Origin of the sequence: Streptomyces sp. LX-29, assembly GCF_029541745.1 — a bacterium.
Classification (GTDB): Bacteria; Actinomycetota; Actinomycetes; order Streptomycetales; family Streptomycetaceae; genus Streptomyces.
The window spans coordinates 3954020-3966890 of the sequence record NZ_CP089746.1 but is presented as its reverse complement, the minus strand read 5'-3'; the positions used below and the strand labels follow the sequence as shown (position 1 = coordinate 3966890).

The following is a 12871-nucleotide window of genomic DNA, read 5'->3' as shown; positions in this document are numbered from 1 at the left end:
GCTCGATAGTGAGGGGTTTTCTCCCATGGGCATACGGGACCTGCTGCGCACTGTTTTCGGCCGCTCCCGGACGAAGCGGGAGGAACCCGCCGCCCCGGAAGCGGACTCCACCCCGCCCACCACCCCGACGGAGGCCCCGTCCGCCGGTGAGGGCGCCGCCGAGGCCGCTCCGCGGGGGACCGAGGAGGAGACGCCCGGGGGTGCCGCCGCCGAGACGGAGCCGGCCGCTCCACACGGGGCCGCTCCCCGGGCGAGCGAGGACCAGACGCGCGAGGACGAGACGCGCGAGGACACCGAGAGCGCCGCCGCTCCGGGCGACACGGAGACCTCCGCCCCGATCGCGGAGGCCCTCGCCCCGGCCGCGGAGTCCCCGGCCCTCGCTCCGGCCTCGGACGCCTCGGCCCCCGAACCGCGGCCCGCGACCGAGGAGCCGGACGTCGCCCCGGCGACCCCGGCCACCCCGGCCGAGGAGCCCCCCGCCGCCGAGTCCACCCTCACCGACCCGGCCTTCACCACCCCGCTCAAGAGCCTCGACGAGATCCTGACGTCCCCGGCCCAGGAGTCCGAGCCCGCCGCCCCTGCCGGTGCGGGCGAGGCGGAGCCGGTGGCCGCGGTGAAGGACCGGCCCGAGCCGGGCGCCGCCCCCACGGCCGACGTGACCGTCACCGCCGAGGAGACCGCCCCCGCGGCGGCCGACACCCCCGAGACCAGCCCGGCCCCCGAGCCCGACGCCGAGGCCGAGCCGGCCGTCCCGGCCCAGGCCGAGCGCCCGGCCGACGACACCGTGGCGGGCGCCGCCGAGCCCACGACGCAGGGCGGCACCGCCCCGGAGGACGTCGCCGCCGCGACGGAGCCGGCGGTCACGTCGGTGGCCGTGGTGGAGGCCGAGACCGAGCCCGAGGCCCCGGCGGAGCCGGCCTCCGTGCCGGAGCAGCGGCCCGAGTCGGCCGCCGAGACCGACGTACGGGACCCCGCGGGCGAGACCCCCGAGCCGGCGCCCACGCCGGAGGCGGCACCCGTCGCGGAGCCGGAGCAGGCCCCGAAGCCGACGGCCGCGCTGGAGGCGAAGGTCGCCGCGCAGGCGCCCGGGCTCGTGTCGCTCGTCAAGGCGGCGGCCGACGCGCTGGACGCGCGCGGGCTGAGCGGGGAGCGGGCGGCCGTGTACCTGGTGCTGGACCGGTCGGGGTCGATGCGGCGGTACTACAAGGACGGGTCGGCGCAGCACCTGGCGGAGCGGGTGCTGGCGCTGTCGGCCAACCTCGACGACGACGGGACCGTACCCGTCGTGTTCTTCTCCACCGATGTGGACGGCACCGCCGAGATCGACCTGGCCCACTACGCGGGCCGGATCGAGGAGGCGCACTCCGCGCTCGGTCACATGGGCCGCACCAACTACCACTGGGCGATCGACGCCGTCGTGAAGCACCACGAGGAGTCGGGCGCCACGGCCCCCGCTCTCGTGATCTTCCAGACCGATGGCGCCCCGACCAGCAAGCCCGCCGCCGAGAAGGCGCTGTGCGAGGCGGCACGGCTGCCGATCTTCTGGCAGTTCGTCGGGTTCGGCGACCCGGAGGCGCGGGGCTTCGACTTCCTGCGGAAGCTGGACGAGCTCGCGGTGCCGGAGCGGCGGGTGGTGGACAACGCCGGGTTCTTCCACGCCGGCCTGGAGCCGCGCGAGCTCTCCGACGGCGAGCTGTACGGGCAGTTGGTGCGGGGCTTCCCGCAGTGGCTGGCGGACGCCCGGGCCGCCGGGGTGCTCCCCGAAGCCGGTCACGAGCGGTAGGCGACAGCCGCGTCGGACCGCCCGCGTTCCGGGAAAAACGGGGCGCGGGCGGCCGTGGGTGGTCCAGTACGATACTGAGATTCTGTAGCCGCAAAAAGCAGCTACAAGGATTCAGTCACCCACGGTATCGACTCGGGAGCAGCCTGAAATGGCTCGACACCTCATCACCAGCGCCCTTCCCTACATCAACGGGATCAAGCACCTGGGCAACATGGTGGGGTCCATGCTCCCGGCCGACGTCTATGCCCGCTATATGCGCCAGCGCGGCCACGACGTGCTCTACATCTGTGCCACCGACGAGCACGGCACCCCGGCCGAGCTGGCCGCCAAGGAGGCGGGGCTGCCGGTCGACGTCTTCTGCGCGCAGCAGCACGACGCCCAGAAGGCGATCTACGACGGCTTCGGGCTGTCCTTCGACTACTTCGGGCGCAGCTCCTCGCGGCAGAACGTGGAGATCACCCAGACCATCGCGCGCGAGCTGAAGGCCAACGGCTTCATCGAGGAGCGCTCGATCCGCCAGGTGTACTCCAACACCGACGACCGCTTCCTGCCCGACCGTTACATCGAGGGCACCTGCCCGCACTGCGGCTACGACAAGGCGCGCGGCGACCAGTGCGAGAACTGCACCCGCGTGCTCGACCCGACCGACCTCATCGAGCCGCGCTCCGCGATCAGCGGCAGCAGCGACCTGGAGGTCCGCGAGACCAAGCACCTCTTCCTGCTCCAGTCCAAGCTGGCCGAGGAGGTCGCGGCCTGGGTCGACGAGCACGGCAAGGACTGGCCGACGCTGGCCTCCTCCATCGCCCGCAAGTGGCTGACCGAGGGGCTCCAGGACCGCGCCATCACCCGCGACCTGGACTGGGGCGTGCCGGTCCCGGCCGACACCTGGCCGGACCTGGCCGCCGAGGGCAAGGTCTTCTACGTCTGGTTCGACGCCCCGATCGAGTACATCGGCGCGACGAAGGAGTGGGCCGACCAGAACCCGGCCGAGCGCGACTGGAAGTCGTGGTGGTACGAGGCGGACGACACCGTCCGTTACACCGAGTTCATGGCCAAGGACAACGTCCCCTTCCACACGGTGATGTTCCCGGCCACGCTGCTGGGCACCCGTGACGCCTGGAAGAAGGTCGACTACGTCAAGGCGTTCAACTGGCTGACGTACTACGGCGGCAAGTTCTCCACCTCGCAGAAGCGCGGCGTCTTCACCGACGCGGCGCTGGAGGTGCTGCCCGCCGACTACTGGCGCTACTTCCTGATCGCCAACGCCCCGGAGTCCGACGACACCTCGTTCACCTGGGAGCACTTCACCGCGACGGTCAACAAGGACCTCGCCGACACCTTGGGCAACTTCGTCAACCGGGTGCTGTCCTTCTCCCGCAAGCGCTTCGGCGACGAGGTGCCGGCCGGTGCCGAGGCCGGCGAGGCGGAGGCCAAGCTGGGCGAGCAGATCGCCGAGCTGCTGGCGGAGTACGAGGGCCACATGGACACCCTCCAGTACCGCAAGGCGGCCGCCGCGCTGCGCGCGCTGTGGAGCGCGGGCAACTCCTACCTGGAGGAGAAGGCCCCCTGGCTGGAGATCAAGACCAACCCGGAGGGCGCGGCGCTCACCCTGCGCACCGCGATGAACCTCATCCACCTCTACGCCGTGGTCTCCGAGCCCTTCATCCCGGCGTCGGCGGCCGCCATGCGCTCCGCCTTCTCGCTGACCGATGACACGGCCGTCTGGGTGAGCCCCGACGAGGCCAGGGCGCTCGCCTCCGTCCCGGCCGGCACGCCCTTCACCGTCCCGCCGGTGCTCTTCGCGAAGATCACCGAGGACGACCTGGCGGGGTACCGCGAGCGGTTCGGCGGCCAGGACGCCGCCGCGTAGCGGACTCCCCGCGGACGTTCGTTCCAAAGGCGCCGGGTGGGCTGGACCTCCAGCCCACCCGGCGCCTTCGCGTCACCCGGCCGGGCCCGGCCGCCCTGGCGTCAGCGCGCCAGCGCCGCCGCGTCGCCCATCACCACCACCGGGTGCCGCGCCGGGTCGAGCGCGCGCAGCAGCGCCCGCATATGGGGCTCGATGAGGCTGACACAGCCCTGCGTGGGGCCGTCGTGGTCCACGTGGATCCAGATGCCGCCGCCCTTGGCCGCGCCCAGCGGGCGGCTCCAGTCCATCGGCGAGGTGCCGCGCACCCGGTTGTAGTCGATGGCCACGACGTAGTCGAAGGACCCGGCCAGCGGTTCGCCCCGGAAGCCGGTGCCGTTGACGACGAAGGCGGCGGAGCGGTGGTACGGGAGCCGGGTGCCCGGGTCCGGCAGCCGACCGCCCGCGTCGGTCAGCGTGAAGACGCCCCGGGGTGAGCGCAGATCGCCCGCCCGGTGGTCGTCGGTCCAGCCGCGCAGGGCGTTGTGGGCGGGCCAGGCCGGGCCGGCGGCCCGCCAGCCGTCGGCGGTGCGTTCGTACAACACCACGGTGGAGTCGGAGGAGTCGGCGCCCTTTCCGGTGACCACCACGGCCTGCCGGGCCTCCTCCGGGACCTTCGCCAGCGTGTGCGGGCCGAGGCCGGGCAGCCGACCCGAGGTCCGCGCGGGGGCGGCGGCCCGGGTGGCGGAAGGGGTCGTCGAGGGGGCGGCCACCACGCCGCCGGACCCGCCGGAGCCGGCACCCGAGCCACAGCCGGCCAGCCCTCCCATGGACAGCAGCAGAGCGGCGGCGGCCGTGGCCGTGCGCAGCCGGGCCTGGGGCGACACCGTACGCGGACGGGCCTTGCGCGGGGACGCGGTCGGGGACTCGGGGAGCGGCATGGGCGGCACCTTCGGGAAGTGATGAGGGGGAAAACGGTGAATGACAGGCCGTTCCGGGCGAGGCCGGATCAGCGGACGGCGCCGGGCGCAACCGGGGCGTCGTCGCCGAACCGAGCGGAGGCGTACAGGTCCCGGATCCGGCGGATGTCCTCGGCGCCGGGCCGGGTCAGGCAGACGGAGACCCGCACCGCACCGCCGCCCCGGCGTTCGGGGACGGCGAGCCGACCTTCCGCCTCCCATGTGGCGCCGGCCTGCGCGCACGCCGAGCTCAGCGCCCGCTTCGTCAGCGCCCCGGGCCCGGCCTCGCCCCTCGGGGTCTTGTCGGTCAGCGGGCGGAAGGCGACCAGCGCGTCGCCGGGCGACAGCAGGTCCAGCGGCACGCAGTCGCCCGCGGGGGACTCCTGGCAGGGACGGCCGTACGCCTCCCGCGGCCGGTTTCCGGCGAAGCCCAGCGCCTCCGCGCCCGGGGAGGCGGAGGTGGTGGTGGTCTCCAGCGCGGTCCAGCCCGCCGGGAGGCGGACCGTGAGCCCGCCGAGGCGGGGGTAGCGGACCTCGGCTCCGGCCTGCCGCCCGGCGGTCCCGGAGGCGGCCGGCGGCACGGGGTCGACGGGCGGCCCGGGATCGCCGGGCGCCGGGCCGCCGGCGCCGAATCGAGGCGCCACCAGCGTGGCCAGCGCCGCCAGTACCACCACCCCGCCGGCGGCCCCGGCCGCGCGGCGGCGCCGTGCGCGGCGCCTGACCCGCTCCCGGATCTGCGGCATCCGCTCGGCGGGCGCGGCCAGCCGGGGCACCGCCCGGTCCAACAGGACCCGCAGTTCCCGCTCGTAGGCGTTCCGCTCGGCCTCATCCACGGCGGTCACCGCCCTCGACCAGCGTCGCGACGGGCAGCACGGCCCGCAGGCTGCGCAGCGCCTTGGCGGCCTGGCTCTTGACGGTGCCGGGGCCGCAGCCGAGCACCCGCGCGGTCTCCTCCACGCTCAGGTCCTCGAAGTAGCGCAGCACCACCACCGCCCGCTGTCGGGCGGGCAGTCCGCGCACCGCCGAGGCCAGCGAGCGCTCCAGGTCGACCTCCGCGAAGGGGTCCGTCCCCGCGCCGGCGTCCGGCAGTTCGCCGTGCGGCACCTCGCCGCGCCAGCGCCGCCGCCACCACGAGGTGTGCGTGTTGACCAGGGCCCGGCGGACATACGCCTCCGGGTCGTCCGCCGCGATCGCCCGCCAGCGGGGCCACACCTTGGCCAGCACGGTCTGCAGCAGGTCCTCCGCCAGGTGCCGGTCGCCGGTCAGCAGCCAGGCCACGCGCAGCAGCCGGGGCCCGCGAGCCGCCACGAACTCCTCGAAGCCGAGGCCCGGTGTGGTGCCCGCACCCGTCACCGACCTGTCCTCGCCATCGCCGCTCTCCTGCTCTCACGGTGTACTCCACACCCAGGGAACGCGGTGGCCGGCGCATCGGGTTGCCCCGCGTCGAAAAGCCCCCGCTCCAGGGGGCGTTGATCCGGCGGCAACCGATCGTTTAACCCCTTCGCTGACCCTGTGTCATCCGAGGACCACAGGAAAGTCAGGGAAGTCGAGGAACCGCAGTGTCAGTGCCGGACAGCCCCGTCACGGTGACGGTCCACGGCCCCGACCCGCGCTTCCGGGCCGGCGTCGCCCGCCTGTTGCGGGACGAGCCCAGCGTGGAACTCCTGGACCGGCCGCCCGAGTGCGACGAGCGGCCGCACGGCGCGGTCGCGGTGATGCTCGCCGAGCGGCTGGACGCGGGGGCCGGCGCGGAGCTGCGCCGACTGCTGTGCGGCGGGCGTCAGCGGGTGGTGCTGGTCGCCGGGGAGCTGCGGGAGGTGGAGCTGATGGCGGTGGTGGAGTACGGCGTACGGGCCGTGCTGTGGCGAGACCGCGCCACGCCGCGGCGGCTGCTGCGCGCGGTGCACCGGGCGGCGCGCACGGAGGGCGCGGCACCGTGCGGCGTGGACCGACGGCTGGGGGACGCGCCGGGGCCGTGGTCCCGGCTCTGAGGCCGGGGGCCCGGCCGCAGGCGCCCGCCCGCCGGGGTGCGGGGACACCGGCGGGCGGGTGCCTTCCTCCGCCGTCCAGGCCCAGGTCAGCCGTCCAGGCCCAGGTCGGCCGTCCCCGTCGGGTCAGCCGTCCAGGCCCAGGTCCGGACCGAAGACCTCGTAGTGGATGGCGCGGGCCGGGACCCCCGCCGCCAGCAGCTGGGCGCGGGCGGCGCGCATGAACGGCACCGGTCCGCACAGATAGGCGGTGGCCCCCGCGGGGACGTCGATCCGTCCGAGGTCCATCAGCCCGGTGCGCTCGGCGGGCCACTCGCCGTCGGGCCGCTCGTACCACAGGTGCGCCACGGCGTCCGGCAGCTTGGCGACCAGCTGCTCCAGCTCGGCGCGGAAGGCGTGGGTGGCCGGGGTGCGGTCGGCGTGCGCCACGACGACCGGGCGCCGGGAGCCGGTGCCCGCCAGGTGGTTCAGCATGCCGATCATCGGGGTGCCGCCGATGCCCGCCGAGACCAGCAGCAGCGGCCCGTCCCCCTCGTCGAGGACGACATCACCGGCCGGGGCGCTGATCCGCAGGCCGGCGCCGCGGTCCACCCGGTCGTGCAGATGGGCCGAGACCTCGCCCTCCGGGGCGCCGGAGGCGTCGGCGGCCACGCGTTTGACCGAGAACCGCAGGGCGCCCTCGGTGGCCCCGGACAGGCTGTACTGCCGGATCTGCCGGGCGCCGTCGGGGAGTTCGACCTGGACGGAGACGTACTGGCCGGGTCGCGCGGGCGGCAGCGGGGCGCCGTCCAGCGGGGTGACGACGAAGCTGGTGACCTCGTCCGTCTCCGGGACCCGGTCCACCACCCGGTACTCGCGCCACACGTCTCCGGCGGCCACCCCCGCCTCGGCGTACAGCCCGGCCTCGATGGCGATCAGGGCGTTCGCCATCAGCCAGTACACGTCCTCCCAGGCGGCCACCACCTCCTCGGTGGCCGCGTCGCCGAGCACCTCGGCGATGGCCGCGAACAGGTGCCGGTGCACCACGGGGTACTGCTCGGCGGTGACCCCGAGCGACGCGTGCTTGTGGGCGATGCGCGCCAGCAGCGCGTCCGGGCGGGCCTCCGGATGCTGGAGCAGGACGGTGGCGAACGTGGCGATGGAGCCGGCCAGGGCCTGCGGCTGGGTCCCCTGGGCCTGGTTGCCCCGGTTGAAGAGGTCGCGGGCCAGCTCGGGGTGGGCGGCGAAGAGCTTCGCGTAGAAGAGCGGGGTGATCTCGCCGATGGAGGCGCCCACCACGGGCAGGGTGGCGCGCACGGTCTCGGCGGACTTCGCTGACAGCATCCTGTGGCTCCAAATATGAATGTGAGATTCGTATTTAAGGGCGTGCGCCATCGCGAGCGGGGCTCATCGAGCGGGCCCGTCGGGCCGGACTCGATGACCTCAGCCCGCCGGGGATCCCTCGACGGGCGGGCCCGGACTCAGGGACAGCAGCACCGGACCGGTCGGGGGGCCGACCAGGTCGTCGATGGTGAGCGGGTCGAGGGAGGCGAAGAACGCCTCCTGCGCCGTGCGCAGCGCCGACCGCAGCCGGCAGGCGCTCCGCAGCGGACAGGGCGGCTCGTCCTCGCAGCCGACCACGTCCCCGACACCCTCCAGCTCCCGCAGCAGCCGCCCGAGCGAGCCGGTGCGGCCCGCGTGGGTGAGGGTGAGGCCGCCGCCGCGGCCGCGCCGCGCCTCGACCACCCCGAGCCGCTGGAGCCTGCTGACCACCTTGGCCGCGTGGGTGTACGGCACCGCCACGGCCTCCGCCACCTCGCGGGTGGCCGGGGCCTCGGCCTCGTCGTCCAGCACCGCCAGGCGCATCGCGATCCGCAGCGCGATGTCGGTGCTCTTCGTCAGTCGCACACCAGCACGCTAACTAATTGGCATCTCAGATACCAATTAGTTGGGGTGTGATGACAGCCACGGCGGCCGCCGCGGCCCCGACACGGAGACGACTCGGCCCCGGCCGGGGCGCGGATGCGCCGCCGGCCGGGGCCGAGTCGAACGAACGGTGCCGGATCAGCCCTTGTCGGCCTGCTTGACCTGGACCGGCTTGCGGATCGACAGGTGCAGCTCCTTCAGCCGCGCCTCGTCCACCTCGCTCGGCGCGCCCATCAGCAGGTCCTGCGCGTTGCCGTTGAGCGGGAAGGCGATGGTCTCGCGGATGTTCGGCTCGTCGGCCAGCAGCATCACGATGCGGTCGACGCCCGGCGCGATGCCACCGTGCGGCGGGGCGCCGAACTTGAAGGCGCGCAGCATGCCGCCGAACTCGCGCTCCACGTCGTCCTTGCTGTAACCGGCGATCTCGAACGCCTTGTACATGATGTCCGGCTCGTGGTTCCGGATGGCGCCGGAGGACAGCTCGACGCCGTTGCAGACGATGTCGTACTGCCAGGCCAGGATGTCCAGCGGGTCCTTGGTCTGCAGCGCCTCCAGGCCGCCCTGCGGCATGGAGAACGGGTTGTGGGAGAACTCGATCTGGCCGGTGTCCTCGTTCTTCTCGAACATCGGGAAGTCGACGATCCAGCAGAAGCGGAAGACGTTCTCCTCGAAGTGGCCGGCGCGCCGCGCGGCCTCGACCCGCACCGCGCCCATGATCTTCGAGACCTCGTCGAACTCGCCGGCGCCGAAGAAGACCGCGTGGCCGGGGGCGAGGCCGAGCCGCTCGGTGAGCGCCTTGACGTCGTCCTCGGTGAGGAACTTGGCGATCGGGCCGGTCAGCGCGGCCTTGTCGGGGAGTCCTTCGCCGACGCGCACCCAGGCCAGGCCCTTGGCGCCGTGCTCCACCGCGAACTCACCGAGCCCGTCGAAGAACTTGCGCGGCTGGTCGGCGGTGTCCGGCACGGCCAGCGCGCGCACGTGCTTGCCCGCGAAGGCCTTGAAGTCGGAGCCGGCGAAGACGTCGGTGACGTCGGTCAGCTCCAGCTTGGCGCGCAGGTCCGGCTTGTCGGAGCCGTACTTCAGCAGCGCCTCGCGGAAGGGGATGCGCGGGAAGGGCGAGGTCACGTGGCGGCCCTTGCCGAACTCCTCGAAGAGCTCGGTCATGACCTTCTCGATGACCTGGAAGACGTCCTCCTGCTCGACGAAGCTCATCTCGACGTCGAGCTGGTAGAACTCGCCCGGGGAGCGGTCCGCGCGGGCGTCCTCGTCGCGGAAGCACGGCGCGATCTGGAAGTAGCGGTCGAAGCCGGCGATCATCAGCAGCTGCTTGAACTGCTGCGGGGCCTGCGGCAGCGCGTAGAACCGGCCCGCGTGCAGCCGGGAGGGGACCAGGAAGTCGCGCGCGCCCTCGGGGGAGGTGGCGGACAGGATCGGGGTCGCCATCTCGTTGAAGCCCTGCGCGGTCATCTTCTGCCGGATCGCGGCGATCACCGCGGAGCGCAGCATGATGTTGCGGTGCATCCGCTCGCGACGCAGGTCGAGGAAGCGGTACTCCAGCCGGCGCTCCTCGTTCACCCCGTCCTCGGGGAAGACGGTGAAGGGCAGCGGCTCGGCGGCGCCGAGCACCTCGACCTCGGTGACCTCGACCTCGATCTCGCCGGTCGGGAGCTCCGGGTTCACGTTGTCGGCGCCGCGGCTGACGACCTTGCCGTCGACCCGGACCACGGTCTCCTTGGTGAGGTGGCTGAGCGCCTCGTTGGCCGGGGTGCCCGGGCGGGCGACCAGCTGGACCAGGCCGTGGTGGTCGCGCAGATCGATGAAGAGGATGCCGCCCAGATCGCGCCGATTGTGCAGCCAGCCGCTCAGCCGCACGTCGGAGTCGACATCAGCGGCGCGGAGCTCGCCGCAGGTGTGGGACCGGTACCGATGCATCGTTCATCCAAGTCGTCTGGTCGGGCACGTCGTCTGGTCGGGCACTGGGGCCGTGCCGCCACGGGCGGTGATCTACGGTGAATCTTGAACGTTGAATCACGCTGGATCACAGTGGGCGGTACATACCACGCAGGAGGCCACCCGCAAGGGTACCGGCGTCACGGCGTTCACTGGTAAGCCCGTAGCAAATCCCCCTAAGGTGGTGCAATGCACACCGAGGATCTCCTGGCGGCCATCGCGACGGGCCTCTGGCGCTGGGTCAATGCCTCGCGCACGGTCAACCTCGACGCCGAGGCGGCCCGACTCATGGGGCTGCCCGCCGAGCCCACGACGCTCACCGAGGCCGCCGCGCGGGCCCGATTCCACCCGGTGGACTGGGTCGAGGTCATGGGGATCGTGCGGCTCGCCGTCGCCGAGGGCACCCTGGCCGAGGCCCGGGTGCGCATCGTGGACGAGCAGGGCAAGGTGCTGCGCACGGTGCGCAGCCGCACCCGCCCGGTCCGCACCTCGGGGGACTTCGAGCTGATCGGCACCATTCAGGAGGTCGTCGAGCCGCAGCCGGGCACCACCGCCACCGCCGGCCCCGCGATCACCGGCGACTGGCGGCGCAACCGGGAGGCGTTCCTGCTGGACGCCGGGCGGGCGCTGGCCGAGGCCCGGTCCACCGCGGAGGTGCTGCGGGTGGCCGCCGGCCTGTCGATGCCCGGCTTCGAGCCCTCGGGGCTGGCCGTCTTCAGCCTGGAGGGCGACCGCATCCACATCATCGGGCAGCATGGCCACGACCTCGGCAACGAGCGGGCCTTCATGGACCTGAGCCTGGACGCCGCCTACCCGGCGGCGGAGGTGATACGCACCGGCCGAGCGATCTATCTGCCGTCCCCCGACAGCTACCGCAAGCGCTACCCGACCGCCTGGCCGATCGTCGCCCCGTACCGGCGCCAGTCCTGGGCCTATCTGCCGCTGGTCGCCGCCGGGCGCACCATCGGCGCCTGGGTGGCGACCTTCGACAGCCCGGTCAGCTTCTCCCCCGACGAGCGCTCGGTGCTCACCACCGTCGCCCGGATGCTCGCCCAGGCGCTCTCCCGCGCCTCCCTCCAGGAGACCGAGCGGGAGCTGGCGGACGGCCTCCAGCGGTCCATGCTGCCCGCCCGCAAGCCCGACATCCCCGGCCTGACGGTGGCCGCCCGGTACATCCCGACCGGCGGCGGGCTCCAGGTCGGCGGCGACTGGTACGACGTGATCCCGCTGCCCTCCGGCCGTACCGCGCTGGTCATCGGGGACGTCCAGGGCCATGACGTACGGGCGGCGGGGCTCATGGGCCAGCTGCGGATCGCGCTGCGCGCCTACGCCGCCGAGGGCCACCACCCCGACGCCGTGCTCTCCCGCGCCTCCCGCTTCCTGTACGGACTGATCGACGGCGAGGGGCACGAGGAGATCGCCGCCGACCCGCGCTTCGCCACCTGTCTCTACGCCGAGTTGGACCCGGTCGCCGGAACCCTCGACATCGCCCGCGCGGGCCACTGCGACCCCGCCGTGCGACTCGCCGACGGCACCCTGGTCACCCGGCCCACCGCCGGCGGGCTGCCGCTGGGCGTCAACCCCGACAGCGACTACCCCACCACCCGCATCCTGCTGGACCCCGGCGAGACGCTGCTGATGTGCACCGACGGCCTGCTGGAGACCGGCGGCCACGACCTGGAGTCCGGCTGGGAGCGGATCCGCTCCGTCTGTGAGGAGCGGGGGCAGCTCCAGGAGATCCCCGACGAGGACCTGGAGGCGCTCGCCGACGCCCTGGTGCAGGCCGTCCACGGTCCCTTCTCGCACCACACCACCGGCCCGCTCGCCGACCGCCGCGAGGACGACATCGCGCTGCTGCTGGTCAGTCGGGACTCCGAGGTCTGCGTGGTCGGCCCCGGCACCGCCCCGGTCCGCCGCACCGCGGTCACCGTCGCCCAGGCCGAGCCCGAGCGCATCGCCAGCTCCCGGCACCAGCTCCGCGAGATGCTGCACGACTGGTCGGACGCCGAGCAGATCGAGTCCGGCGTGCTGATGCTCTCCGAGATGATCACCAATGTGCTGGTGCACACCGACGGCGACGCACTCATCGTCGCCGAGGTCAGCGGCAGACAGGGCACCCGACGGCTGCGCGTCGACGTCGCCGACGGCAGCGACGAGCTGCCGCACCGCCGCCACCCCGGCGAGCTGGCCTCCTCCGGGCGCGGGCTGCTGCTGATGGAGATGCTGGCCGACTCCTGGGGCGTGGACCCGCGGGGCGCGGGCAAGTGCATCTGGTTCGAGCTCTACGAGGCCGAATCCGGACCGTCGACCGGACCGGGGTCGTCGGGGGAGCGCTCGACGGCGTCGGAGCCGGAACCGGAGTCGGGTCCGGAGTCGGGACCGGGACCGTCCCCGGAGCCTCCGGGGCTGGGCGAGCCGGCGGCCGCGACGGCCGAGTAGC

At 73.6% G+C, this 12871-nt stretch carries 10 protein-coding genes; 4 read left to right on the top strand and 6 right to left on the bottom strand.

Features of this window, described 5'->3' with window-relative positions; translation table 11 throughout:
• Positions 1 to 25: 25 nt before the first annotated feature.
• Both LRS74_RS17055 and metG read left to right on the top strand, forming a co-directional pair.
• A complete protein-coding gene (locus LRS74_RS17055; RefSeq protein WP_277741803.1) occupies positions 26 to 1783 on the top strand; it encodes a VWA domain-containing protein in 1758 nt (585 codons plus the stop codon).
• A 148-nt stretch (positions 1784 to 1931) separates the two neighbouring features.
• Entirely contained in the window at positions 1932 to 3653 is a 1722-nt protein-coding gene (gene metG, locus LRS74_RS17050; RefSeq protein ID WP_277741802.1) for a methionine--tRNA ligase, read from the top strand.
• A gap of 101 nt (positions 3654 to 3754) precedes the next feature.
• On the opposite strand, the gene LRS74_RS17045 is transcribed toward metG, so the two are convergent.
• The 3 genes from LRS74_RS17045 to LRS74_RS17035 all read right to left on the bottom strand — a co-directional run bounded on the left by LRS74_RS17045 (position 3755) and on the right by LRS74_RS17035 (position 5941).
• A complete protein-coding gene (locus LRS74_RS17045; RefSeq protein ID WP_277744793.1) occupies positions 3755 to 4459 on the bottom strand; it encodes a L,D-transpeptidase family protein in 705 nt (234 codons plus the stop codon).
• A 179-nt stretch (positions 4460 to 4638) separates the two neighbouring features.
• Positions 4639 to 5430, bottom strand: a complete 792-nt coding sequence (locus tag LRS74_RS17040; protein WP_277741801.1) for a hypothetical protein — start codon at positions 5428 to 5430, stop codon at positions 4639 to 4641.
• Positions 5414 to 5941, bottom strand: a complete 528-nt coding sequence (locus tag LRS74_RS17035; protein WP_277741800.1) for a SigE family RNA polymerase sigma factor — start codon at positions 5939 to 5941, stop codon at positions 5414 to 5416. The genes LRS74_RS17040 and LRS74_RS17035 overlap by 17 nt, the downstream gene beginning before the upstream one ends.
• Positions 5942 to 6147: 206 nt before the next feature.
• Between LRS74_RS17035 and LRS74_RS17030 the strand changes: the two genes are divergently transcribed.
• The gene (locus LRS74_RS17030) at positions 6148 to 6579 is read left to right on the top strand and encodes a DNA-binding response regulator (RefSeq protein ID WP_277741799.1); all 432 of its coding nucleotides are present in this window, start codon (positions 6148 to 6150) and stop codon (positions 6577 to 6579) included.
• Positions 6580 to 6702: 123 nt separating this feature from the next.
• Here LRS74_RS17030 and LRS74_RS17025 read toward each other — a convergent pair whose 3' ends face one another.
• From LRS74_RS17025 to aspS, 3 genes are all read right to left on the bottom strand, one after another.
• Complete coding sequence (locus LRS74_RS17025) at positions 6703 to 7899, bottom strand: globin domain-containing protein (RefSeq protein WP_277741798.1); 1197 nt, start codon at positions 7897 to 7899, stop codon at positions 6703 to 6705.
• Between the two features lie 99 nt (positions 7900 to 7998).
• Entirely contained in the window at positions 7999 to 8463 is a 465-nt protein-coding gene (locus tag LRS74_RS17020) for an Rrf2 family transcriptional regulator (RefSeq protein WP_277741796.1), read from the bottom strand.
• A 156-nt stretch (positions 8464 to 8619) separates the two neighbouring features.
• Complete coding sequence (gene aspS / locus LRS74_RS17015; RefSeq protein WP_277741795.1) at positions 8620 to 10413, bottom strand: aspartate--tRNA ligase; 1794 nt, start codon at positions 10411 to 10413, stop codon at positions 8620 to 8622.
• A 207-nt stretch (positions 10414 to 10620) separates the two neighbouring features.
• On the opposite strand from aspS, the gene LRS74_RS17010 reads away from it, so the two are divergent.
• Positions 10621 to 12870 (top strand): SpoIIE family protein phosphatase, encoded by a 2250-nt coding sequence (locus LRS74_RS17010; protein ID WP_347178139.1) that lies wholly within the window; start codon positions 10621 to 10623, stop codon positions 12868 to 12870.
• The last annotated feature ends 1 nt before the right edge of the window (position 12871 follow it).